The following is a 23,410-nucleotide window of genomic DNA, read 5'->3' on the forward strand; positions in this document are numbered from 1 at the left end:
GCGCAGCCCCGTGCGAGAAGGACCTCAGCTAGGGGCGCCCCCGACCACGACGCGCTAGCGGCACGCCGCGAGCGCGTCCTCGAGCGAGAAGGACCCCTCGTAGAGGGCCCGCCCGGTGATGGCGCCCTCGATGACGTCCGGGCCGAGGGCCGAAAGGGCGCGCAGGTCGTCGAGCGAGGCGATGCCGCCCGAGGCCACCACGGGAAATCCCGCGACCTCGGCCACGTGGCGGTATGCCCGCGCGTCCACGCCGCAGCGCATGCCGTCGCGCGCGACGTCGGTGAACACCAGGTGGCGGTAGCCGAGCCCCGCGAGGCGCGCCACGAGCTCGTCGGCGGGGAGCGCGGCCCCCTCGCGCCAGCCGTTCACGCGCACCTCGCCGGCGCGGGCGGCCACGTCGGCGACGACGAGCTCGCCGAACTGCCGCGCCGCCTCCGCGGCGAAGGCCGGGTCGCGCACGAGGGCGGTGCCGATGGCGATCCTTCGCACGCCCAGGCCCGCGAGCCGCTCCACGGCCGCGAGGTCACGCACGCCGCCGCCTGCGTCGACGGAGATGCCCGGCACCGCGCAGATCGCCCGGATCGCCGCGTCGTTGGCGGCACAGGCCGCCTCGTCCTCCTCGAGCGTCGCCGAGAGGTCAACCACGTGGACCCACGCGGCGCCGGCGTCGCGGAAGGACTCCGCCACCGCGGCGGGGTCGTCCGAGTAGACGTCCATGTGGGCGCGCTCGCCGCGCGCGAGGCGCACCACGCGGCCGCCCACGAGGTCGATGGCGGGAAAGAGGATCATCTGCCACCTCGCACCACGTCGACGAAGTTGGACAGGATCGTCGCGCCCACGGCGGAGGACTTCTCGGGGTGGAACTGCACGCCGTAGACGTTGTCGCGCCACACGGCCGAGGCGAAGCTCCGCACGTAGTGGGTGCGCGCGGTCACCACGCCCGCGTCGACGTCGTCGGCGAGCGCGAAGGAGTGCGTGAAGTAGACGTTGGCCCCGTCGGGCACGCCGCGGAAGAGCCGGCACGCGCCGCCGAGCGGGGTGAGGTTGACCTGGTCCCAGCCAACGTGCGGCACCTTGAGGCGGGTCGACTCGAGGCGCGTGGCGGAGCCGGCGAGCACGCCGAGCCCGTCCGCCCACGAGCCGTCCGCCGTCTCGTCGCCGCGCTCGAAGAGGAGCTGCAGGCCGAGGCAGATGCCCAGGAACGGCACCCCGCGGCCGAGGGCGTCGAGGACCGCGTCGGCCTCGCCGCTCTCGCGCAGGAACGCCATCGCGTCGCCGAAGCTCCCCACGCCCGGGAGCACCACGCCCGAGGCGTCGCGAATGAGCGCGGGGTCGTCGGTGACGAGCACCTCTCCCCCCGCGTCGACGAGGCCCCGCTCCACCGAGCTGAGGTTGCCCTTGTGGTAGTCCACCACCGCGATCGGGCGCGCCATCACAGGCTCCCCTTGGTGGAGGGCACTCCCTCGACGCGCGGGTCGGCCTCGACGGCCTCCCGCAGGGCGCGCGCCGCCGCCTTGAACGTCGCCTCGAGGATGTGGTGCGCGTTCTCGCCGCAGACGAGCCGCAGGTGCAGCGTCACGCCCGCCTCGCGGGCGAGGCCGCAGAAGAACTCGCGTCCGAGCTCGGTGTCGAAGGTGCCCACCTTGGCGGGCCCAATCGGCACGTCCCAGAAGAGCTCGCCGCGGCCGGACACGTCCACGGCAGCCATGACGAGTGCCTCGTCGAGCGGCACCATCACGGAGCCGAAGCGGCGGATGCCGCGCTTGTCGCCGAGCGCCTCGCGCAGCGCCTGGCCGAGCACGATGCCCGTGTCCTCGACGGTGTGGTGGTCGTCCACCTCGGTGTCGCCCTTGACGCGGACCGTGAGGTCCACGAGCGAGTGGCGCGAGAAGGCGGCGAGCATGTGGTCGAAGAAGCCCACGCCGGTCTCGATGTCGTAGGCGCCCGTCCCGTCGAGGTCGACGGACAGGCCGATGTCCGTCTCTGCGGTGGCGCGGACGGCCTTGGCGGTCCTGGTCATGCTTCCTCCCTCACGAGCGTCGCGAGCGCGTCGAGAAGGACGTCGTTCTCCTCGCGCGTGCCCACGGAGATTCTGAGACACCCCTCGAGCCCCGGCGCGGCGCTGAAGTCGCGCACGAGGACCGAGAACTCGTCGCGCAGGCGCCGGCGCACCTCGGCGGCGCGCGGCACGCGGACGAGCACGAAGTTGGCGGCAGACGGCCACACGCGCACGCCGGGCAGCTCCGAGAGCCCCGCCGAGAGGCGGGCGCGCTCCGCCACGATGTCGCCCACCACGGGGGCGAGCGCCTCGCGGCCGGCGAGCGCGGCGAGGGCCGCCGCCTGCGCGAGCACGTCGATCGAGTATATCTGACGCACGGCGGCGAGCGCGCCGATGACGGCGGGGTCGGCCACGACGTACCCCACGCGCAGGCCCGCGAGGCCGAAGGCCTTGGAGAGCGTGCGCAGGACGATGAGGCGCGGGTGCGCGGCGACCCGGCCGACGAGGCTCGAGCCCTCGGGCGCGAACTCGACGTAGGCCTCGTCCACAAGCACGAGGGCGTCCGTCTCGTCGAGCAGGCGCCGCACGAGCGCGTGGTCAACGAGGTCGCCCGTGGGGTTGTTGGGCGAGGTCAGGATCACGAGCGCGGCGTCGCGCGCGGCGGCGAGGAGGGCCTCGGCGTCTATCGAGAAGTCCTCCGGGTCGCGCGGCACGCGCACGACGGGGGTCTCGCACATCGCGGCGAAGTTGGCGTACTCGGCGAAGTCCGGCGGGCACGTGACCACGGCGCGCCCCGGCCCCCCGAAGGCGAAGAGCAGGTTGAAGAGCAGCTCGTCCCCGCCGTTGCCCACGCAGACGGCCTCGCGGGCCACGCCGTGGCGCGCCGCGACGGTGTCCCTCAGGGCGTTTGCCATCGGGTCGGGGTAGCGGTTGAGCGGCGTGGCGAGAAGCGCCTCGCCGATCGCCGCGCGGACCTCGGCCGGCAGCTCGTGGGTGTTCTCGTTGGCCGAGAGGTTGACGCGGCAGGGAGAGAAGGCCGGGTCATAGGGCTCGAAGTCGCGCAGGGCGGGCCGCAGACGGGCCGTCACGCCAAGGTTCTTCTCGCCCATGTCATGCCCCCGGCCCGTCAGCCGTGGACGGTCCCCCGTCCGCGGGGAGCGGGACGGCGGGGGGCGAGGGGAGGTCCTCGGGCCAGGCGACGCGATGGACGTCGGACGCGTCGAGGGCGCCGCCCTCGGCGAGGCGCCGACGCAGGCCCACGGAGAGCGCGTGGGCCCAGAGGCCCTCGGCCTGGGCGATCGTCTGGGTGGCCGGGGCGTCGGCGAGAAGCCCCTCGGGCGTGTAGCAGATCACGCTCGAGCGCTTCTGGAAGTCGTAGACGCCGAGCGGGTTGGAGAAGCGGGCCGTGCCGCCCGTCGGCAGGGTGTGGTTGGGGCCGGCCACGTAGTCCCCCAGGGGCTCCGAGCTCCAGGGGCCCACGAAGATGGCGCCGGCGTTGCGCACGCGGCCGAGGAGGGCCATGGCGTCCTCGCAGTGGAGCTCCAGGTGCTCGGGCGCGATCACGTTGACGGCGTCGACGGCGGCGCCGAGCGTCTCGCAGACCACGATGACGCCGCGCTCGTCGAGGCTCGTGCGGGTTATCCCCTCGCGCGGGCTCTGCGCGACGAGCGTCTCCGCCGCCTCGAGCACGCGCTCGGGCAGGGCCTCGTCGCAGGTCACGAGGTAGCAGCTCGCCATCGGGTCGTGCTCGGCCTGGGCCATGAGGTCGGCGGCCACGACCACGGGGTCCGCCGTGGAGTCGGCCAGCACGCACACCTCGGAGGGGCCCGCCACCATGTCGATGCCCACGTCGCCGGAGACGTAGCGCTTGGCGGCCGCCACGTAGGCGTTTCCGGGGCCCACGATCTTCTCGACCGCGGGGATGGTCTCGGTGCCGTACGCGACGGCGGCGATGGCCTGCGCGCCGCCCACGGCGTAGACCTCGTCCACGCCGGCGAGCGCCGCCGCGGCGAGCGTGTAGGCGGAGAGCGTCCCGTCAGCCTGCGGCGGGGTGACCATGACCACGCGCCCCACGCCGGCCACCTTGGCCGGGATGGTGTCCATGAGGACGGTGGAGGGGTACTGCGCGCGCCCGCCGGGCACGTAGACCGCGGCGGAGGCGACGGGCGTCACCTTCACGCCGAGCATCGTGCCGTCAGCGCGCGTGGTGAACCAGGACTGCTCGCGCTCGCGCTCGTGGAAGTCCCAGATCTGGTCCCGGGCGCGCGAGAGCGCGGCGAGGAACTCCTCGGGCACGAGACCCGTCGCGCCGCGCACCAGCTCGTCGGGCACGCGGAAGTCCCCGGGGCAGGCCCCGTCGAAGCGCAGGCACAGCTCGCGCACGGCCGCGTCGCCGCGGGCGCGCACGTCCTCCACGATCCCCTCCGCCGACGCGACGACGTCGGCGGGCAGGGCCCCGGTGCGGTTGAGGTCGGCCTGCGTGAGGCGCCGGCCCCCCTCGAGCGTCACCCTTCTCATGACGCGCTCCCCCTCTCTGCGACCTCGGCCAGACGGCGCGCGAGGTCGCGAATCCTCTTGTCGCAGCGGTAGGCGGCGGGCCCGGCGAAGAAGCGCGCCGTGCACTCCATGACGTCGTCCACGACCACGAGGTCGTTCTCGGCGAGCGTGGTGCCCGTGGCCGTGATGTCCACGATCCGGTCCGCCATGCCCACGATGGGCCCGAGCTCGATGTTGCCGTGGAGCGTCACGATGTCCACCTGCTGGCCGATGGAGTCGTAATAGTCCTGCGTGATGCGCGGGTACTTGGTGGCCACGCGCACGGTGCCGCGCCAGGCGTAGTTGCGCTCCGCCTCGCCCGCGCGGGAGGCCGGCTCGGCCACCACGAAGCGGCAGCCGCCGTAGCCGAGATCGACGAGCTGCAGCAGGTCGAGGTCGGCCTCGATGAGCGAGTCCTTGCCGCAGATGCCGCAGTCGGCGCCGCCGTGCCCCACGAAGGCCGGGGCGTCCTGGGCGCGCACGATGACGTACTCGACATCGCCCTCGCGGACGACGAGCTTGCGCCCGGGGTCGGCGAGCTCGGCGGTGGGAAGCCCCGCCGCAGCGAGCGCGGCCACGGTCTCCTTGAAGAGCGACCCCTTGGGGACGGCGATGCGGATGGGGCGGGCGGCCACGCGCACGCCCGGCGTCACGACGCCCGACTCGCCCGGCTCCCCGAGCACCTCCTGGAGCCGCTCGAGCGAGAGCGCGAAGCCGCAGGCGGCGAGGCCCGGGCGGCCCAGGTTGGCGAGGACCGCGTCGTAGCGGCCGCCCGAGGCGAGGCTCGCGGCGATGCCCTCGGCGTAGCCCTTGAAGATGATGCCGGTGTAGTAGTCGAAGGAGTTGATGATCGAGAAGTCAAAGGAGAGCCGGCCCTGCTCGAAGAGGTCGGCGAGCTCTCCGGCGAGCGCGCTGAGCTCGGCGGTGCCCCGCGACGCGGGATCGACGCCCGCCGCGGCGAGAAGGGCGTCGAGGCGGCCTATGACCTCCGCGCCGCCCCCCATGCGGCAGACCTCGCGCAGGGCCCGCGCGGCGGCGGGCGCGAGGCCCTCGGTCGAGGAGATGAGCTCGTCGAGGGTCACGAGGTCGGAGTCGTGCACGAGCGCGAGGACCTCCTCGCGGAAGCCCGGCGTGGGCGCGCAGGCGTCAAGCAGGGACGTGAGCGGCGTGACCGAGCCGAAGACGATGCGCCAGTCGGGCACCTCGAGGGCGCCGAGCGCCTCGGCGAGCAGGCGCACGACCTCGACCTCGGAGGCGGCGCCGTCCTCCCCCACGAGCTCGACGCCGAGCTGGGTGAACTGGCGGGGCTGGCCGCGCAGGCTCGGCTCCTCGCGGACCACGGGGGCCGCGTAGCGGAAGCGGGCGGGCAGCTCCCCGGCCGAGACGCGCCCGGCGACGAGGCGCGCGACGGGAAGCGTCAGGTCGGGGCGCAGCATGAGGAGGCTGCCGTCGGAGTCGAAGAGCTGGAACGCGGAGTCCTTGACCCGGGCCCCCCGCTCGATCGCGCGGCGGTCCTCGAGCAGCGGCGTCTCGACCGGGAGGTAGCCGTGCGCGGAGAAGCACTCCCGCACCACGCCGGTTATGCGCTCGCGCGCGAGCGCCTCCCTCGGGAGGATGTCTCTGAACCCACGGGGCGTACCTGCTGTCACGTCATATCCTTTCGGGCGCGCGGGGCGCCGGTCGCTTGGGGGCTGGGCCGGCAACGCCGGCCGTCCGCGGGGAGAGTGTCGCACAGGGGCCGCGCGCCGAGGCCGGCTTCGGGCAAGCCGTTACAGTCTGCTTTCAAAAGCCCTCTGCTACGGCGTGCCAAGGGCGGCCATCGCCAAGGCGAGAAGAGCGCGCCGATCGAAAGCGTGGCGAATCCGACGCCGCCCTCGGGGTGCCTCCCCTCGCCGAGCCGCCCGCGGCGGGAAGCCGGCCGCCCGCCGAGAGGCGGGCCGCCGCGACGGGCGGTGCGGCGGCCTCGAGCTGCGACGTCAGCGGCCAGGCAGAGAGCGGGAAGACACGGGCGGCGCCGCGCCTGCTATGCTCGCCCGACCCACCGGAACGAGGAAGGGAGCACGCGATGGGACTGTACTGGAGAAGGGCGCGCGTGGGCGTGAGGTTCGAGGACCGGCAGAGGGAGGACGAGCGCGACTACCCGGCGGACGCGATCGTGATAGCGGCCGGCCAGGAGCGGGCGGCGGACCCCGCCTTCGCCCGCGACGTGAGGAGGATCGTCATGATGCGAACCCTCGAGCACGAGATGGAGGACGGCCCCGAGGCCGGCGACGGGGACGACGGGGCCATGCGCGCGGCGGAGCGCGCGTTCCTCGAGCGCTTCCTCGACGAGGGCGACGGCGGGGACGGCCAGGGCGTCCCGGAGCGCGAGCCGGCCTGGGGCGAGCTCGCCGACGCGCTCGCGGGCTCCGTCGGGGGGCTCGGGTGGTACGCCCGCGAGGTCGACTGCCCCGGCGGACCGGCCGTCCAGCTCATCGTCAACCGGTGCGACGAGGTGATCGTGGGAGGCTAGGCGTCGGCGGCCCGGGCACGCCCGGGCCGCGGCCCCGCCGCGCTAGCCGCGCACGATGTCGGCAAAGGACGCCTCGCAGAAGCCCGCGAGGTCGTCGGGGGCAAGGACGAGGCTCAGGCCGCGCCTGCCTCCCGAGACGTGGATCTCGTCGAAGAGCTGGGCCGTCTCGTCGATGAGGGTGGGAAAGCGCCTCTTCATGCCCACCGGCGAGCACCCGCCGCGGACGTAGCCCGTCGTGGGCTCGAGGTCGCGGACGTGCATGAGAGCGAGGCTCTTCTCGCCCGCCGCCGCGGCGGCCTTCTTGAGGTCGAGCTCGTCGGCCACGGGAACGCAGCAGACCACGTGGTCGCCCGACGGCGTCACGCAGACGAGCGTCTTGAAGCTCGCAGCGGGGTCCTCGCCGAGCATCTGAGCGATGTGCAGGCCGAGCTCGCTCGACGTGTCCGTCTCGTCGACCTCGTAGGTCTCGTACGAGAAGGGCACGCCGGCGGCCTCGAGCTCGCGCATCGCGTTGGTCTTCTGGAGCTTCTCCCTGCGCGCCACGGCCGGCCTACGCCCTCGCCTGGCGGGCGCGGTCGCGCGCCAGGATCTGGCGCAGGAACTGGCCCGTGTAGCTCTCGGGCACCTCGGCCACCTGCTCGGGCGTCCCATAGGCCACCACGGTGCCGCCCCCGTCGCCGCCCTCCGGGCCCATGTCGAGCACGCGGTCGGCCATCTTGATGACGTCGAGGTTGTGCTCGATCACGAGCACCGTGTTGCCGGCGTCCACGAGCTTCTCGAGCACGTCGACGAGCTGGCGCACGTCCTCGAAGTGCAGGCCCGTGGTGGGCTCGTCGAGGATGTAGAAGGTCTTGCCGGTCTGCTGGCGGTGGAGCTCCTTGGCGAGCTTCACGCGCTGGGCCTCGCCGCCGGAGAGCGTGGTGGCGGGCTGGCCGAGGTGGATGTAGCCCAGGCCCACGTCATAGAGGGTCTGGAGCTTGTTCTTGATGCGCGGGATGTTGGCGAAGAAGGCGAGCGCCTCGTGGACGGTCATGTCCAGCACGTCCGAAATGGACTTGCCGTGGTAGAGCACCTCGAGCGTCTCGCGGTTGTAGCGCTTGCCGTGGCAGACCTCGCAGGGCACGTAGACGTCCGGCAGGAAGTTCATCTCGATCTTGATCTGGCCGTCGCCCTTGCACGCCTCGCAGCGGCCGCCGGGGACGTTGAACGAGAAGCGCCCGGGGCTGTAGCCGCGCGCGCGGCTCTCGGGAAGCGACGCGAAGAGTGCCCGCAGGTCGTCCCACAGGCCGATGTAGGTCGCCGGGTTGGAGCGCGGCGTGCGGCCGATCGGGGACTGGTCGATGTCGATGACCTTGTCGATCTTGTCCACGCCCTCGAGCTTCCTGTACGGCCCCACGACGCGCTTGGAGCGGTGCACGGCGTTGGTGAGCGCCGGGGCGAGCGTGTCCGTGACGAGCGAGCTCTTGCCGGAGCCCGAGACGCCCGTGACCACCGTGAGCGTGCCCAGCTCCACCTTGGCGGTGACGTTGCGAAGGTTGTTCGCGGAGGCCCCCGTCACCTTGATGGCGCCGCGGCGCGGGTTGCGGCGCCTCTCGGGCAGGCGGATCTGCCGCTCCCCCGTGAGGTAGGCGCCCGTGATGGAGTCCCTGCAGGCCGCGATCTGGTCGGGCGTGCCGGCGGCGACCACGCGCCCGCCGAGCTCGCCCGCGCCGGGCCCCATGTCGATGACGTAGTCGGCGGCCCGGATGGTGTCCTCGTCGTGCTCGACCACGATGACGGTGTTGCCCTGGTCGCGCAGGCGCTTGAGCGTCTCGATGAGGCGGTTGTTGTCGCGCTGGTGCAGGCCGATGGAGGGCTCGTCCAGAATGTAGAGCACGCCCATGAGGCCGGCGCCGATCTGCGTGGCAAGCCGGATGCGCTGGGCCTCGCCGCCCGAGAGCGTAGCCGCCGCCCGGCTGAGCGTGAGGTAGTCCAGGCCGACGTTCACGAGGAAGCGCAGGCGCGCGAGGATCTCCTTCACCACGGGCCCCGCGATGAAGAGCTGGCGCTCCGTGAGCTCGAGGGCCTCGAAGAACGCCAGGCACTCGCGGCAGGAGAGCTCGCAGACCTCCCAGATGTTCTTCTCGCCCACCGTGACGGCGAGGATCTCCGGCTTGAGGCGCGCGCCGTGGCACGTGGAGCACGGCACCTCGCGAATGTACTTCTCGAGGTGCGTGCGCATGGTCTCCGACGTGGTCTCCTGGTACTTGTCGAAGAGGATCTTTCGCACGCCGGCAAAGGTGGTGAACCAGTGGGTGTTGCGCCCGTCCCGCGTGAGGTAGTCCACGCGGACCTTGGTGGTGCCCAGGCCGTCGAGAAGGGCGGACTGCACCTTCTTGGGGAGGTCGGCCCACGGCGTCTCCTCGGACACGCCGAGGTGGCGGCAGACGGCGGCGAGCACCTGCGGGTAGTAGTTGGAGTGGCCGAAGAGGCCGCCGAAGACGCCGCCCGCCACGGAGAGCGAGGGGTCCTCGATCAGGGCCTCGGCGTCCACGACCTTGCGAAAGCCCAGGCCGTCGCAGTCCGGGCACGCGCCGTAGGGGGCGTTGAACGAGAAGTCGCGCGGCTGGAGGTCGTCCATCGAGTGGCCGTGCTCGGGGCAGGCCAGGGCGAGCGAGTAGCTCAGCAGCTCGCCGGGCAGGCGCTCCGGGTCGTCGCGGTCGGGCATGAGGTAGAAGCTCACGCGGCCCTGCGCGAGGCGCGTGGCCTGCTCGACGGCCTCGGCGATGCGCCCGAGGCTGTTCTCGCGGACCACGATGCGGTCGACCACCACCTCGATGCTGTGGCGGTTCTTCTTCTCCAGGCGAATCTCCTCGTCGCCGAGCTCGCGCACCTCGCCGTCGATGCGCACGCGCGAGAAGCCCTCCCGGCGCAGGTCCTCGAAGAGCTTGGTGTACTCGCCCTTGCGGTCGAAGACCACGGGGGCGAGCACGAGCGCGCGACGCCCCTGGGCGCGCTCGAGGACCTTGTCCGCCACCTGGTCGGTGGTCTGGCGCTCGATCACGCGGCCGCACTCGGGGCAGTGCGGCGTGCCCACGCGCGCGAAGAGCAGGCGCAGGTAGTCGTAGATCTCCGTCACGGTGCCCACCGTGGAGCGGGGGTTTCTCGACGTGGTCTTCTGGTCGATGGAGACGGCCGGCGAGAGGCCGTCGATGCTGTCGAGGTCCGGCTTGTCCATCTGCCCGAGGAACTGGCGCGCGTAGCTGGAGAGCGACTCCACGTAGCGGCGCTGCCCCTCGGCGTAGATGGTGTCAAACGCGAGGCTCGACTTGCCCGAGCCGGAAAGGCCGGTGATGACGACGAGCTTGTCGCGTGGGATGTCGACGTCGACGTCGGCGAGGTTGTGCTCGCGCGCGCCGCGGATGACGATGGAGTCCTGGGCCATGCGCCCCTCCTGCACTCAAGAGAATTTGACGCATCACAGTCTAGACGAGCGACGTCCCCTTGGCCCGCAGGCGGTCCTCGCCTTCACGGATTGTGCAACACGTGTTCGTGCGAAGGGGACAGTCACTTTTGCACGCTGGGGACATAGCGTGCAAAAGTGACTGTCCCCTTTGCACGCCCCCCTTTGCACGGCCTACGCCTCGGCGGGATAGTAGCGGCTCACGCCGTCGCCGCCCCTCTCGCGGCGCGCGGCGCCGGTGGCCACGAGGTGGTCGAGGTGCGCGATGCTCTCGGACACGAGGAACCACCGCGTCAGGGCCGGCGTCTCCGACCAGCGGTCGAAGGGGGCGCGCCAGCCCATGGCGCCCACCAGCTCGAAGCCCGTCCGGCCCGGCGTCTCCCGGATTGCCGCGAGCGCGCGGGCGCTGCGGCGCTCGTGGTGCGCGGCGTTGGCGCGGCACCGCTCGTCGAGCGGGCCCTCCTGGAGGCCGTGCCCCATGAAGGCGTGCTCGACCCCGAGCGCGGCCAGCCGGTCGAGCGTGGCGAGCTGCGCCCCGATGGGGTCCTCCCCCTCGTCCCAGAAGCCGATGCACGTCGAGCAGAGGAAGAGCACGGCGTCGCCGAGAAACGCCACGCGCCGCGCGGGCTCCCAGAGCACGCACTGCCCGACGGTGTGGCCGGGCGCCGGGACGACCTCGAACGACCAGCGGCCGCAGCGGACCGCGTCGCCCGCGGCCACGACGGAAAACCCTATCCCCTCGCTCTCGAAGTTGAGGACGTGGTCCCAGATCGCGTCCGCGAGCTCGGCCGCCTCGACGTCGCCGACGCCCTCGGCGCGCATGCGCGCGACCATCCCGTCGCGCCAGGCGGGCACGGCGAAGCGCCGCATGTCCGCGAGCACGCCCTCGGGCACGAGCACGCGCGCGCCCGCCTCGGAGAGCTCGCGGGCGAGGCCGGTGTGGTCGATGTGCGCGTGCGTGCAGAAGAGCGTCGTGCGCGCGGGGTCCACCCCGAGCCCCACGAGCGCCCGCATGAGTCGGGTGTCGTTGAACTCGTCCGGCGTGCCGGCGTCCACCACGAGCGCGTCGCCGCCGTCGAGCACCACGAAGGCGTTGACCGAGGGCAGGAAGGTGTCGTGCATGAGCAGCTCCACGCGCCAGACCTCCGGCTCGTCGAGCACCATCTGACAGGTGAAGCCGTCGCCGTCGAGCGTGAAGCAGTTCGGCCCGCAGCCGCATCCCCAGTCGCCGCCGCGCGGGACGGACGTCGGCGCGCCGCCCGGCGCGGCGGCCCGCCCGCTAGTCAACGAGCACCTTCACGCAGATCTTCCTGAGCGGCGCCGGATCGGCGCCCTCCGGGCAGCAGCCGGGCTTGTGGGCGTCGCACGGGGGCGTCACCACGAGGTCGCCCGCGCGCAGGACGGCGCTCGCCTCGCGGTCGCCGGGGGTGAAGAGGCCGAAGTCGTCCGCCTCGGAGAACTCCCCCACCGGCTCGCACTCGCCCACCGGGGCGACGCAGATGAGCTCGGTCCCGCTGACCACGTAGTGGATGTCGGCGTAGCGGCGGTGCGCCTCGTAGTTCTTCTCGCCCGCCGGGACGGTCACGAGCTCCTGGACGTTGGCGAAGACCTCGTCGCCGTCGATCTCGTGGCGGCCGGGCTCGAGCGCGGCGAGGTCCTCCCGGGCGAGGAACGCGAGCGCCTTGGCGAAGCGCGCCGCGGAGAGGTCGTTGTCCCGTGCGTGTTCGATTGACGAGAAGATCATGGTGTGTCCCTCCTTGCGCCTGCCCCGACGAGCGGGGCGCCTGTTCTTCTCAGTATGAGGCATTCGCGGCTGCCGCTTGGGTAGAATCGAGACGTCGCACACACGCGCCGCCGAGCGGCGCCGAGGAGAGGAATCCCATGGAACAGAGCGATCAGGAGCGGCTCCGCCAGGAGGTCGACGAGGTGCTGCACGGACAGAAGCAGCCCCAGGGGCCGGAGTTCTTCAAGCAGAACGACTACTCGAACGTGCGCCACGTGATCGGCGTGGTCTCGGGCAAGGGCGGCGTGGGCAAGTCGCTCGTCTGCGGCACGCTCGCCGTCGAGCTCGCGCGGCGCGGCGCCAGGGTCGGCATCCTGGACGCGGACGTCACCGGCCCCTCCATCCCCAAGATGCTCGGGCTCTCCGGCGCGCGGGCGCGCGGCGTGGACGAGCTCATCGCCCCGGTCCTCACCAAGGGCGGCATCAAGGTCATGAGCGCCAACCTCGTGCTCGAGCACGAGACCGACCCCGTCATCTGGCGCGGCCCCGTGGTGGCCGGCGCCATCAAGCAGTTCTGGGAGGACTGCGCCTGGGGCGAGCTCGACTACCTGCTCGTGGACATGCCCCCGGGGACGGGCGACGTGCCCCTCACCGTCTTCCAGTCGCTGCCGGTGGACGGCATCGTGATCGTGAGCTCGCCGCAGGACCTCGTCCAGATGGTCGTGGGCAAGGCCGTCAACATGGCGAACATGATGCAGGTCCCCGTGCTCGGCCTCGTGGAGAACATGGCCTACGTCGAGTGCCCGGGATGCGGCGATAAGATCTACCCCTTCGGGCCCTCGCGCCTCAAGGAGACCGCCGAGGCCTTCGAGATCGAGGCCCTGGGCCAGCTGCCCATCGACCCGAAGATCGCCGCGGCGTGCGACGCCGGCACCTTCGAGGACGAGCTCCCCGCGGGCACGCTCGCCGAGGCCGTGGACACCGTGGTCAGCGTGGCCGAGTTCGTGGACGCCCTGCGCGACCGTCCCCAGGACGCGTAGCTTGGCGCGCCAGGCGAGAAGGGTCCCGCGGTCCCGGGCGCGCGAGGAGGCGCTCGCGGCCGCGGCGGCCGTGCGCGTTGCGGACGCCTACGACGTGGCCGTGGTCGGAGGCGGGGCCTCCGGGCTCGCGGCCGCCATCGCGGCGGCCGAGGCGGGCGCGTCCGTCGTGGTGCTCGAGCGCGACGTCGCCTGCGGGCGCACGATCCTCGCCACCGGGAACGGGCGCTGCAACTTCATGAACGCGCGGCTCTGCGGCCCCGCCCCGGCATGGGGGCGCTACAACGACCCCGCCTTCGTCGAGGCGGTCTCGGGGCCGGGCTTCGGCGACGACGTCCTCTCGTTCTTCGAGGGCTGCGGCCTCGCCTGGGCCGAGGAGGAGGGCGGGAGGCTCTACCCGCTCTCCCGGCAGGCGGCCTCCGTGCGCGAGGTCCTCCTTGCCCGGGCGCGGCGTGCCGGCGTGGTCCTTGCGCCCGCCCGCGAGGTCACGGACGTGTCAGCGGACGGGACGCGCTGCCGCATAACCTGCCAAAACGACCCCAAAATGGGCGGAAAATGTCAGGTTATGTCCTCATGCGCGGTGCTCTCCCTCGGCGGCGGCCCCGCGCTCGCGCCCTCGCTCGGCACCCTCGGCCTCGAGCTCGCACCCTTCGGGCCCGTGCTCTGCTCGCTCGCCTGCGAGCCCGAAGAGGCGGGCGTCTCGCTCGCGGAGCTCGACGGCAGGCGCGCGCACGTGACCGCCCGTCTGCTGCGTGACGGCGCGGAGGTGGCGCGCGAGGAGGGCGAGGCGCTCTTCCGTCCGTACGGCCTCTCGGGGATCGTGACCTTCGACCTCTCGCGCGCGGCGCGGGCGGGCGACGTCATCTCGCTCGACCTCACCTGCGGCATGGACCCGTCCCGCGCGCGGCGCCTCGCGCGCGCGGCCGGGGGCTGCGCGGGACTCGTCGACCCCGTCATCGCCCGCGCGCTGGGAGGCGACGTCGAGCGGGTGCGCGACCTCCGCTTTGCCGTGCGCGGCCCGGCCGAGCCCGAGCGCGCGCAGGTGACGCGCGGCGGGCTCGCCACCCGCCAGTTTGACCCCGCCACGCTCGAGGCGCGCGCGCTGCCCGGCCTCTTCGCGTGTGGCGAGGCGCTCGACGTGGACGGCGCCTGCGGCGGCTACAACCTCGCCTGGGCGTGGAAGAGCGGGCTCGTGGCCGGTCGTGCCGCCGCGGAGTCCGCTGGGCGCCGCGCCTGACGTCCCCCAGGACCCACGTCCCTCGCGGCGATTGTCGGTGCTTTTCACGGGCCCCCCTCGGGTAGTGGGGTCCTTTCCGTGACAAATCCGCAGGTAGCTAAATGTCTCCGAATAGGTAGTACTTGAGGCCCCGTCGAAAAAACACCTACAATCGGCTGAACGCCCGCGGTCGGCGGGCACTGCGCTCGAAGGGACGCCCATGCTCGAGGTCTCCGGAATCCGCATACCGCTCTCGACGCTCGACGGCACTGACGGCCGCGAGCTCGCCGCATGCCGCCGCGCGCTCGCGCGCAGGCTCCGCGTGAGCGAGGGAGACCTCGGCGCCGTCGAGCGGCGCCGGCGCTCCATCGACGCCCGAAAGCGGGGGGACGTCCAGCTCACGTTCACGCTGCGCGCCGAGCTCGCGGGCGGCGCGGGCGCGGAGCGCGCCCTGCTCGCCCGCCTCTCAAAGAAGCACGTCGACAAGAGCGTGCGCCTCGTGGACGAGGAGCCCTACGGCTTTCCCGCCCCCGTCACGCGCCCGATGGCGCGGCCGGTGGTCGTGGGGGCAGGATGTGCGGGGCTCTTCTGCGCGCTCTCGCTCGCCCGCGCGGGACTCGAGCCGCTGCTCGTCGAACGCGGCGACGACGCCGCCCGCCGCACCGAGGCCGTGCGCCGCCATGACGAGACCGGCGAGCTCGACCCCGAGAGCAACATCCAGTTCGGCGTTGGCGGCGCGGGGACCTTCTCCGACGGCAAGCTCAACACCGGCACCAGAAGCGCGGCGCACCGCCTCATCCTCGAGACCTTCGTCTCGGCCGGCGCCCAGCCGGACATCCTCTGGGACGCCAAGCCCCATGTGGGAAGCGACGTCCTTCCCTCCGTGGTGAGCGAGATCGTGCGGCAGATCGAGGAGGCGGGCGGCGAGGTCCGCTGTCGCTGCCGCATGACGGACCTCGAGGTCGCGGGCGGCGAGGTCCGCTCCGTGACGCTCGTGCCCACGGGCGCGGACGGCCCCGGGCGCGAGGAGCGAGTGGCCGCGAGCTGCGTCGTCCTCGCCTGCGGGCACTCCGCGCGCGACGTCTTCGAGCTCCTGCGCGAGCGCGGCGTGCCCATGGAGCGCAAGACCTTCGCCATGGGCGTGCGCATCGAGCACCTCCAGGCGGACATCGACCGCGCGCTCTACGGAGCCGCCGCGGGGCATCCCGCCCTCGGCGCCGCTCCCTACAAGCTCTCCTGTCACCTCCCCTCCGGGCGGAGCGCCTTCTCCTTCTGCATGTGCCCCGGCGGCTACGTGGTCTCCGCCGCGAGCGAGCCCGGTGGCGTCTGCACCAACGGCATGAGCCTCTCGGACCGCGCCGGCGCCAACGCCAACTCGGGGCTTCTCGCCAACGTCTTCCCGGAGGACCTCCCCGGAGACGACGTGCTCGCCGGCGTGGCGCTCCAGCGCGCCTGCGAGCGCGCGGCCTTCGCGGCGGGCGGCGGCGGATTCACGGCGCCCGCCCAGCTCGTGGGAGACTTCCTCGCCGGCACGCCGTCCTCGGCGGGCGGGCGCGTCGCGCCCACGTACCCGCGCGGCGTAGCCTGGGGCGAGGTGGGGACGTGCCTGCCGGGCTACGTCGCGGAGACGCTGCGCGCGGCGATTCCCGTGCTGGGGCGCAGGCTCCGCGGCTTCGATGCGGCCGACGCCGTGCTCACGGGGGTGGAGACGCGCTCGAGCTCGCCTGTGCGCGTCACGCGCGGGGACGACGGGCAGAGCGTGGGCGTGCGCGGCCTCTGGCCCGTCGGCGAGGGCGCGGGCTACGCGGGCGGCATCATGAGCGCCGCCACCGACGGCATCCTCGCCGCCGAGAAGATCGTGGCGACACTCTCTTCGCGGTAGGCCTCGGCCCTGCCCGCCCTTCTCGCCCGCTCACTGCTGCGCAGAAGTCGCGGGCGAGAAGGGCGGGCAGGGCCGAGGGCGTCAGGCGGCTCACCTCGCCACGGTCTTCTCGAGACGGCGTATCCTTCGGTGGTGGCGGCTGCCGCCGGGATTAGGAGGCGTGGGGTGAGCTCAATTGAAATTCGTTGTATGACGGAGGGGGACCTCGAGGCAAAGGCGCGGCTGCACGTTGCGTGCTGGAACGAGGCGTATGCGGGGATGCTGCCCGCCGCGTGGCTGCGGGAGAACATCACCTACGAGGGAATCCTCGCGCGTCAGCGACGCATCGGTTGGGAGCGTGTCCTGCTTGCCTGCGACGGCGGCGGGCTCGTGGGGTTTGCGAGCTGGGAGCCCGAGGCGCGCGCCTGGGCGGGTCGGCCTGGCGCCTCCGAGGTCTCGTCGATCTACCTGCTGAGATCCCATCAGGGACGAGGCGTTGGACGCGCGCTCATGGAGGCCGCGCTCGATCGCTGTCCGCATGCTGAGGTTGCGCTGATCGTCCTCGAGGACAACGCGCGGGCCATCGGGTTCTACGAGCATATGGGCTTCTCGCTCACGGGCCGCACGTTCGCCGACGGGGCGCTCAGAGAGGCCGAGATGCTCCTCGCGAGGTAGCGCTCGGGGCTACCGCCCGCGCACGATCTCCAGGAGACGGGCGAGCTCCTTCTCCTGGTTCATGCCCGTGAGGAAGGCGACGCCGCTCACGGTGGGGACGTCGTACTCGCGCTCCGGCTTGACCACGGGCACGAACGCGTCGGCCCCGGCGAGGGCCGCCTCCGCATGGACGATGTCCACGGCCACGACCTCGGCGTCCACGCCCTCGTCCGCGAGAAGGCGCCTGATCTTGGCCGCGACCATCTCGGAGGTCGCCACGCCCGAGCCACACGCCACCACGATCTTCGCCGTCATGTCAGACCTCCGCTTCCTCGGGCTCCTCTCCCCCGTCCATTCTACCCGCGAGCAGGGAGTCGAGGTCGGGGAACTGCGGCATCGAGAAGTCGGGCATCTGGGGAAGCTGCGGAAGCTCGAAGTCGGGGATGGCGGCGCGGAACAGCAGCGCGAGCGCCCGCATGATGAGGTCGCGCCGATCGGGTTCGAGTCCGCTGAGCTCGCGAAGCATCGCCGGGACCGAGGTCTGCCAGTTGCCGCTCAGGGCCGCGAACGTGTCCTCCCCGCCCGCGGAGAGCACCGAGAAGAGCGTGTCGACGAAGCCCTCCCGCTCCTCGTGCGTCATGCTCGATATCCACTCGTTGAGCGTTCCGTCAACGAAGCCCGCACCACGCCCGAGCCCCTCGAGGCGAACGAAGTCCGAGCCCTCGACGACCCACGAGAACGGGTCGTGCTGCGAGACCCCCGCGACCGAGGAGTCGACGACGGCATAGTCCTCCTGCTGCTCGAAGAGCATGCCGATGAGCGAGGAGCGCGGCACCGTCTTCGACACGAGGCCCGCGCGGGCACGCCAGCCATCGGAGGCGAGCGTCTCCGCGGTAAACCCCGGCCCGTCATGGGAGTAGACGCGCGTGAGCCGCGAGGCGACCTCGTCCGAGCAGGTGCAGGCCGCGTAGACGGCGAGGTTGCCTCCCTTGGAGTGCCCACCCACGTAGAGCGGGCCCTCCACCAGGCCCGCGACGCGCTCGAGATAGGCCGTCGCGGCAAGCTGCGAGGGCACGCCGGTCTCGAAGGCCATGTTGAAGTCCTCTCGCCAGCCCACCAGCGTGTTGTCGGTTCCCCGGAAGGAGACATAGGCGCCGCCCGAGGGGAGGAGCAGCGTGCAGGCGGAGAACTGCTTCTCCGCAGCCTCGTCAAAGTCCTCGACGTAGTGGCAGACCCGGGCCCCGCGCAGGCGAGGGCTCGCCGCCATGCAGACGAGCAGGCGCGAGAGACCCTCCGGGTCCCAGAGGCCCGCCGTCATCCCGGAGACCCAGTCGGCGCGGAGCAGGTCGGTCACCGGCATGCCCTCGGCGCCCCGGGCCGACGCGGCCTCGGGCGGGAGGCGGTAGTACGAGGCGCATGCGAGCGCCAGGCTGTCCACGTCGCCGAGCGGGCGCTCGTTAAGCGTCTCGAACTCGCGCGAGAGGTACCCGAAGACGTTCTTTTCGCCCGGCGAGAAAGCCGATGCCATCGAATCACTCCCTCATGTGCGAAGCCGTGCAAAGGGGCAGCAGTGCAAAGGGGACAGTCACTTTTGCACGATGCCGTGCAAAAGTGACTGTCCCCTTTGCACAGCTGTCCCCTTTGCACGGTCCCCTCCGCATTGTCACTTCTTGTGCGGGCGGTAGCGTCGGCGCGTGGCGTGGGCCGAGCCCTTGCGCGCGCCGGACTTGAGCCGGGCGATGACGGCATCGGCGGAGCTCCCCTCCACGCGCGTGCGGATGGCGACGATCTGGTCGCGGATGCGGGCGGCCGTCTCGAAGTCCATCGCCTCGGAGGCCACGGCCATCTCCTCCTCGAGCGCGTCGAGGACGTCGGTGACCTCGTGCTCAGAGAGCAGCGCGAGCTCCGCGGCTATGGAGTCGGCCGCGGAGCCGTCGTCGGCCGACTCGGCGGCGGGGGCGTCCGAGAGCGTCTCGAAGGCGCCGTGGCTTCCGGTGCCGTGACGGTCACGCGTCTTGCCCTCGAGCGTGGCCTCCGCCTCCGAGATGAACGACGAGACGTCGGTGATGGACTTCTTGACCGTGCGCGGCACGATGCCGTGCTCCTCGTTGAAGGCCTCCTGGATCTGGCGGCGGCGCTGGGTCTCTCCGATGGCCTCCCGCATGGAGTCCGTGATGGTGTCGGCGTACATGATGACCTCGCCCTGGGCGTTTCTCGCCGCGCGGCCCATCGTCTGGATGAGGGAGCGCCGGTTGCGGAGGAACCCCTCCTTGTCCGCGTCCAGGATCGCCACGAGCGATACCTCGGGGATGTCGAGGCCCTCGCGCAGGAGGTTGATGCCCACGAGCACGTCGATCTTGCCCACGCGCAGGTCGCGGATGATCTCCACGCGGTCGAGCGTGGCGGTGTCCGAGTGCATGTAGTTCACGCGGACCCCCTCGTCGAGGAGGTGGTCGGTGAGGTCCTCGGCCATGCGCTTGGTGAGCGTGGTCACGAGCACGCGCTCCTTCTTGGCCACGCGCGCCTTGATCTCCGCGATGAGGTCGTCGATCTGCCCGCGCACGGGGCGCACGTCGATCTTGGGGTCGAGAAGGCCCGTGGGGCGGATGATCTGCTCGACCTCCTGCTGGGTCACGGACTCCTCGTAGTCCCCGGGCGTGGCGGAGACGTAGATGAACTGCGGCACGCGCTCCTCGAACTCGTCGAAGCGAAGCGGGCGGTTGTCGAGCGCCGACGGCAGGCGGAAGCCGTGGTCGACGAGCGTGACCTTGCGCGAGCGGTCGCCCTCGTGCATGCCGCGGATCTGGGGCACCGTGACGTGGGACTCGTCGATGATGCAGAGCATGTCCTTGGGGAAGTAGTCGATGAGCGTGAAGGGCGGCTCGCCGGGCTTGCGCCCGTCCAGGTGCCGCGAGTAGTTCTCGATGCCGTTGCAGTAGCCCATGGTCTCGAGCATCTCGAGGTCATAGCCCGTGCGCTGGGCGAGGCGCTGGGCCTCGAGCAGCATGTCGTTGGCCTTGAGCTCGGCCACGCGCGCCTCGAGCTCCTCGCTTATGGTCTCGAGGGCGTGCGTGATCTTGGGGCGCTCGGTCACGTAGTGGGAGGCCGGCCAGATGGGGATGGCGTCGTACTCGCGGACGATCTCCCCCGACAGGTTGTCCACCTCGGCGATGAGCTCCACCTCGTCGCCGAAGAACGAGATGCGCAGCGGGTTCTCCGTATAGGGCGGGAACACGTCCACGGTGTCCCCGCGCACGCGGAAGGTGCCGCGCGAGAGGTCGTAGTCGTTGCGGTCATACTGGATGTCGATGAGGGCCCGGATGAGGTCATCGCGCTCCAGGGGCTCGTCCTTGCTCACGTTGGGGGCGAGCCCCGCGTAGTCCTGCGGGCTGCCGATGCCGTAGATGCAGCTCACGGACGCGACCACGATGACGTCGCGCCGGGAGAGCAGGCTCGAGGTCGCCTGGTGGCGGAGCTTCTCGACCTCCTCGTTGATCGAGGCGTCCTTCTCGATGTAGGTGTCCGTCTGCGGGACGTACGCCTCGGGCTGGTAGTAGTCGTAGTACGAGACGAAGTACACGACGGCGTTGTTGGGGAAGAGCTCCTTCATCTCGCTCGCCACCTGGGCGGCGAGGGTCTTGTTGGGCTCCATGATGAGGGTGGGGCGGTTGAGCCGCTCGATGGTCTTGGCCATGGTGAAGGTCTTGCCCGAGCCCGTGACGCCCATGAGCGTCTGGTAGCGCAGGCCCCGCTCCACGCCGTCGGCGAGCTTCTCTATCGCCTGCGGCTGGTCGCCCGCCGGCTCGAACTCGGAGACCACGGTGAGCGCCTCGCCGCCGGACTCCCTGCCAAACCTCACGAGCTCCCCGCCGAAGCGCTCGGGACCGTCCTGTGCCATGCCTCCCCCTTCCCAGCTGATCTTCAGACAGTGTACCCCAGAACTCCTTCTCCAAACACTTGTTCTCATTTTCTTTTTGGGGTAGAGTTCTCGAATCCCACGGCGGGGCTCCGCGCGGGAACGGGATACGATGGAACAGAAGAGCCGCGAAAGGAGGGCGCATGCCACAGGACGGGCAGAGGGACGATACGAGGGGACGAGGCGCGCGGCGGGCTCTCGCCATAACGCTCGTCGCCGTCGCCGTGGTGGCGCTCTGCCTGCTCGCGGCCGAAGGAGGCCCCAACGGCACGCGCATGGCGGCTCGCCTAGGCGGCGGGGCGTTCGGAATCGCGGTCCTCGCCGCCTACCTGGCCGTGGAGCGCCGGAGGCGCCGCACCGAGAAGGACCTCGGGGTCAGGCCGCCCGCGCCCGTGGCCGCGCCGGACGACGAAGGCGCCGAGAGGGACGCGTCCCCCCTGCCCCGGAGCGAGGCGAAGGCGGAGCTCGACGGCCTGCTCCTCCACGCGGACGACGCGCTGGCGGCGCTGCGCGACCTCGTGGCGCACGGCCGCGGCCGCGCGGGCTCCGAGGTCTTGCCCGAGCTGCTCGAGCGCGCGGGCCTCATGTCATGGGAGGGCGCGCCCGCCGTCGGCGCCACCAAGCTGAGGCACAACGGCCGCTGGTGGCTCACGCCGCGCGAGGGGGAGCTCTCGGAGGAGGATCGCGATCGCCTGCTCTCGGTCGAGGCCTCCCTCAACGTGAACGAGGACCTCGAGCGCGGCGGCTGGCCCGAGGGCATGACGCCCGAGTGGCGCGTCGCGAGGGTCCTCGCGCGCGTGGCGGACCTCCGGCCCGTTCAGCACGACGAGGCGCCCGCCATGGCGTTTCTCTCCGAGGGGGCCGTCGCAGGGGGCGAGTGGGCGAGCCGGCTCGCCCTCGCGGACCGCATCGAGAACCTGCCCGCCCCGTTCCGCATCGAGGCCTCCTTCCAGTACAACGTCGCACGTCGGCTCGTGGTGGCGGACGTGGCCGTGCCGAGGCCCGCGTGCTTCGCCCCCTTCTCGGACGACGTCGCCCGCCGGGCGGCGCTGGCGCGCGCCTACGCCCTCAGGCTCGCCGTCCTCGTGGGGCGCATGGCGCTCGCCTCCCTGCCCGCGGGCTCCCGCGCGGTCGTCAACTGCCACGAGTTCGGACACGAGGAGACGCTGCTCTCCCTCGACCTGACGCACGACGCGCTCGACCTTCTCGCCGCGCTGGCGCGCGAGGGGCGCTCCGCCGAGGGGGACCTTGCGGACGTCCCGGGCCTCAGCGCCGCGAGCTCGGGCTCCGGATGGCTCTCCCCCGTGACGCCGCACCTGACCCTCGGGGACGAGGAGGTGTTCCCCAAGGGGCGCTACCGGGAGGTCGAGCTCGACGACTCCCCCGCCCCCGCCCCCGTCGCGCGCGCCTGCGGAGCTCGGCGGGTGAGCGACCTCGGCATCATGGAGAAGGCCGGCCGCGCGAGCGCCTGGAACCGCGTGGTGCACGAGCTCGGCGACACCACGGCGACGGCGGTCTCGCGCCTCGTCGCCCTGCGGGACGAGACCGACGACGTCACCGTGGCCGAGGCGTGCGAGCGCGCGACGAAGGCGCTCGTCGAGGGCGCGATGGACGTCTCCGACCGCCGCGGCCTCGCCCTTGCCTTCGTGGACGGCGGCCCGCTCGCGGACGCGACCCGAGGGGCGCGCCGGGCGATCGGCGCCGACTCCCCGACCCGCGAGGAGCTCTCCGCCGTCCTCGAGCGGCTCGAGGGCGCCCTCTCCCCCATCACCGAGATGGGGATCTACCTGGACGACAACGACTCGGTCTACCGCTACTTCAACTCCGTCGCCGAGCGCGTCCACTACAACCGCACCGCCGACGACGGGGGTCGCAGGGTCCGACTCGTCCCGGACGAGTACTACGCCGCCCACTCGGACGCGGCGCGCATCCTCGGCATGCTCGGTCGTCACGACGAGGCGCTCGCGCACGCGGATGAGCTCATGCGCATCGCCCCCGCGACGCCCGACGCCGCGCTCTGCAAGGTGCGCTGCCTCGAGGAGCAGACGCGCATCTTCGAGGCCGCCGACCTGCTGAGCGATGCCATCGCCTACTCGGCCACGGCGCGGGACATGTCCATCTGCTTCTATCGGCTCGCCTTCATGGAGTGGAAGCTGGGCAGGGGCGACCTCTCGGTGGCGTGCTACCAGCGCGCGATCGACCTCCACGGGGAGATCGCCGGCCAGGCGCGCCAGGAGCTGCGCGACCTCATCGAGGCGGAGGGCCCCAGGCTCGCCCTCCTCGACGACGAGCGGGTCGTCCCCGCGCTCGAGGAGGGAGGCCTTCCTGCCGGGCCGGTCGGGGCCCTGCGCGTGGAGCTGCGCGACGCCGTGGCCGCCTGCGCTGACGCGGGGATCTTCTCGGTGGCGCGGCCGCTCACGGGGGCGCTTCTCGAGCTCTGCCGAGACGACGCCCTCGTCGGCGTGCACCGCTCGCTCATGCGGCCCTAGGGGTCGAGAGGGACGTGAGGGCGGCG

At 72.1% G+C, this 23,410-nt stretch carries 19 protein-coding genes; 6 read left to right on the plus strand and 13 right to left on the minus strand.

Features of this window, described 5'->3' with window-relative positions; all coding sequences use genetic code 11:
* Window positions 1-54: 54 nt before the first annotated feature.
* The 6 genes from ACULPM_RS00145 to hisG are packed head-to-tail and all read right to left on the minus strand — an operon-like array spanning window position 55 to window position 6,183.
* On the minus strand, window positions 55-789 hold the full coding sequence (locus ACULPM_RS00145) for a 1-(5-phosphoribosyl)-5-[(5-phosphoribosylamino)methylideneamino]imidazole-4-carboxamide isomerase (protein ID WP_445330827.1): 735 nt from the start codon (window positions 787-789) through the stop codon (window positions 55-57).
* Window positions 786-1,433 (minus strand): imidazole glycerol phosphate synthase subunit HisH, encoded by a 648-nt coding sequence (gene hisH / locus ACULPM_RS00150; protein WP_167929733.1) that lies wholly within the window; start codon window positions 1,431-1,433, stop codon window positions 786-788. The genes ACULPM_RS00145 and hisH overlap by 4 nt, the downstream gene beginning before the upstream one ends.
* Window positions 1,433-2,020, minus strand: a complete 588-nt coding sequence (gene hisB, locus ACULPM_RS00155; RefSeq protein WP_445330828.1) for an imidazoleglycerol-phosphate dehydratase HisB — start codon at window positions 2,018-2,020, stop codon at window positions 1,433-1,435. Before hisB ends, hisH begins: the two co-directional genes overlap by 1 nt.
* On the minus strand, window positions 2,017-3,108 hold the full coding sequence (gene hisC, locus ACULPM_RS00160; RefSeq protein ID WP_445330829.1) for a histidinol-phosphate transaminase: 1,092 nt from the start codon (window positions 3,106-3,108) through the stop codon (window positions 2,017-2,019). The genes hisB and hisC overlap by 4 nt, the downstream gene beginning before the upstream one ends.
* Window position 3,109: 1 nt before the next feature.
* Entirely contained in the window at window positions 3,110-4,516 is a 1,407-nt protein-coding gene (gene hisD / locus ACULPM_RS00165) for a histidinol dehydrogenase (protein ID WP_445330830.1), read from the minus strand.
* A complete protein-coding gene (gene hisG / locus ACULPM_RS00170; RefSeq protein ID WP_167929737.1) occupies window positions 4,513-6,183 on the minus strand; it encodes an ATP phosphoribosyltransferase in 1,671 nt (556 codons plus the stop codon). Before hisG ends, hisD begins: the two co-directional genes overlap by 4 nt.
* A gap of 416 nt (window positions 6,184-6,599) precedes the next feature.
* Here hisG and ACULPM_RS00175 point away from each other — a divergent pair, with 416 nt between their 5' ends.
* On the plus strand, window positions 6,600-7,046 hold the full coding sequence (locus tag ACULPM_RS00175; RefSeq protein WP_445330831.1) for a hypothetical protein: 447 nt from the start codon (window positions 6,600-6,602) through the stop codon (window positions 7,044-7,046).
* A 42-nt stretch (window positions 7,047-7,088) separates the two neighbouring features.
* Here ACULPM_RS00175 and ybaK read toward each other — a convergent pair whose 3' ends face one another.
* The 4 genes from ybaK to ACULPM_RS00195 all read right to left on the minus strand — a co-directional run bounded on the left by ybaK (window position 7,089) and on the right by ACULPM_RS00195 (window position 12,232).
* Window positions 7,089-7,589 carry a Cys-tRNA(Pro) deacylase gene (gene ybaK / locus ACULPM_RS00180; RefSeq protein WP_167929739.1) on the minus strand — a complete coding sequence of 167 codons (501 nt, stop codon included), beginning with the start codon at window positions 7,587-7,589 and terminating at the stop codon, window positions 7,089-7,091.
* A 7-nt stretch (window positions 7,590-7,596) separates the two neighbouring features.
* Window positions 7,597-10,470 (minus strand): excinuclease ABC subunit UvrA, encoded by a 2,874-nt coding sequence (gene uvrA, locus ACULPM_RS00185; RefSeq protein ID WP_445330832.1) that lies wholly within the window; start codon window positions 10,468-10,470, stop codon window positions 7,597-7,599.
* Between the two features lie 192 nt (window positions 10,471-10,662).
* Window positions 10,663-11,775, minus strand: a complete 1,113-nt coding sequence (locus ACULPM_RS00190; protein WP_445330833.1) for an MBL fold metallo-hydrolase — start codon at window positions 11,773-11,775, stop codon at window positions 10,663-10,665.
* On the minus strand, window positions 11,768-12,232 hold the full coding sequence (locus ACULPM_RS00195; protein WP_445330834.1) for a YhcH/YjgK/YiaL family protein: 465 nt from the start codon (window positions 12,230-12,232) through the stop codon (window positions 11,768-11,770). The genes ACULPM_RS00190 and ACULPM_RS00195 overlap by 8 nt, the downstream gene beginning before the upstream one ends.
* A 137-nt stretch (window positions 12,233-12,369) precedes the next feature.
* On the opposite strand from ACULPM_RS00195, the gene ACULPM_RS00200 reads away from it, so the two are divergent.
* The 4 genes from ACULPM_RS00200 (at window position 12,370) to ACULPM_RS00215 (ending at window position 17,000) form a co-directional block, all read left to right on the plus strand.
* Window positions 12,370-13,251, plus strand: coding sequence for an Mrp/NBP35 family ATP-binding protein (locus ACULPM_RS00200; protein WP_445330835.1), 882 nt, complete (start codon window positions 12,370-12,372; stop codon window positions 13,249-13,251).
* A 1-nt stretch (window position 13,252) separates the two neighbouring features.
* Complete coding sequence (locus tag ACULPM_RS00205) at window positions 13,253-14,485, plus strand: FAD-dependent oxidoreductase (RefSeq protein ID WP_445330836.1); 1,233 nt, start codon at window positions 13,253-13,255, stop codon at window positions 14,483-14,485.
* Window positions 14,486-14,684: 199 nt separating this feature from the next.
* A complete protein-coding gene (locus tag ACULPM_RS00210; RefSeq protein ID WP_445330837.1) occupies window positions 14,685-16,346 on the plus strand; it encodes an NAD(P)/FAD-dependent oxidoreductase in 1,662 nt (553 codons plus the stop codon).
* Window positions 16,347-16,511: 165 nt separating this feature from the next.
* Entirely contained in the window at window positions 16,512-17,000 is a 489-nt protein-coding gene (locus tag ACULPM_RS00215) for a GNAT family N-acetyltransferase (RefSeq protein ID WP_445330838.1), read from the plus strand.
* Window positions 17,001-17,009: 9 nt separating this feature from the next.
* Here the strand turns inward: ACULPM_RS00215 and ACULPM_RS00220 are convergent, their stop codons facing one another.
* From ACULPM_RS00220 to uvrB, 3 genes are all read right to left on the minus strand, one after another.
* On the minus strand, window positions 17,010-17,294 hold the full coding sequence (locus tag ACULPM_RS00220; protein WP_167929746.1) for a PTS sugar transporter subunit IIB: 285 nt from the start codon (window positions 17,292-17,294) through the stop codon (window positions 17,010-17,012).
* Window position 17,295: 1 nt separating this feature from the next.
* Window positions 17,296-18,507 (minus strand): Mbeg1-like protein, encoded by a 1,212-nt coding sequence (locus ACULPM_RS00225; protein WP_445330839.1) that lies wholly within the window; start codon window positions 18,505-18,507, stop codon window positions 17,296-17,298.
* Window positions 18,508-18,642: 135 nt separating this feature from the next.
* On the minus strand, window positions 18,643-20,877 hold the full coding sequence (gene uvrB / locus ACULPM_RS00230; RefSeq protein ID WP_445330840.1) for an excinuclease ABC subunit UvrB: 2,235 nt from the start codon (window positions 20,875-20,877) through the stop codon (window positions 18,643-18,645).
* A 161-nt stretch (window positions 20,878-21,038) separates the two neighbouring features.
* On the opposite strand from uvrB, the gene ACULPM_RS00235 reads away from it, so the two are divergent.
* Window positions 21,039-23,384: a hypothetical protein gene (locus ACULPM_RS00235; RefSeq protein WP_445330841.1), complete on the plus strand. Its 2,346-nt coding sequence runs from the start codon at window positions 21,039-21,041 to the stop codon at window positions 23,382-23,384.
* Window positions 23,385-23,410: the final 26 nt, after the last annotated feature.

Source organism: Thermophilibacter sp. ZX-H3, assembly GCF_052599055.1.